Source organism: Metalysinibacillus jejuensis (genome assembly GCF_003057615.1).
Classification (GTDB): Bacteria; Bacillota; Bacilli; order Bacillales_A; family Planococcaceae; genus Metalysinibacillus; species Metalysinibacillus jejuensis.
The window spans coordinates 1-388 of sequence record NZ_QAFW01000180.1; the positions used below are offsets into that span (position 1 = coordinate 1).

At 40.5% G+C, this 388-nt stretch carries 1 protein-coding gene; it reads left to right on the forward strand.

Annotation, left to right across the window (positions count from 1 at the left end; genetic code table 11):
* Positions 1-388, forward strand: a 388-nt coding sequence (locus DDE80_RS14785) for an RNA-guided endonuclease InsQ/TnpB family protein (RefSeq protein WP_153060949.1), incomplete at both ends; no start/stop codon positions are given.

The following is a 388-nucleotide window of genomic DNA, read 5'->3' on the forward strand; positions in this document are numbered from 1 at the left end:
AACGCATCCTATCTCGTAGAAAGAAAGGTTCTGCACGTTGGGAAAAACAACGTTTGAAAGTGGCTGCACTACAAGAAAAAACAGCCAATCAACGTAAGAACTTTCTACACCATCAATCAAAAGAATTAGCAACAACCTATGACGCTGTTATCATCGAGGACTTGGACATGAAAGGAATGTCTCAAGCCCTTCACTTTGGTAAAAGCGTTCACGACAATGGTTGGGGCATGTTCACTACATTCTTATCGTACAAGCTAAAAGAACAAGGGAAACAGCTTGTGAAAATTGATAAATGGTTCCCTTCGACTAAAAAATGTTCTTGTTGTGGTGCAGAAAAACCTATGAAGCTATCTGAACGTACTTACCGTTGTTCATGTGGGTATGTGGC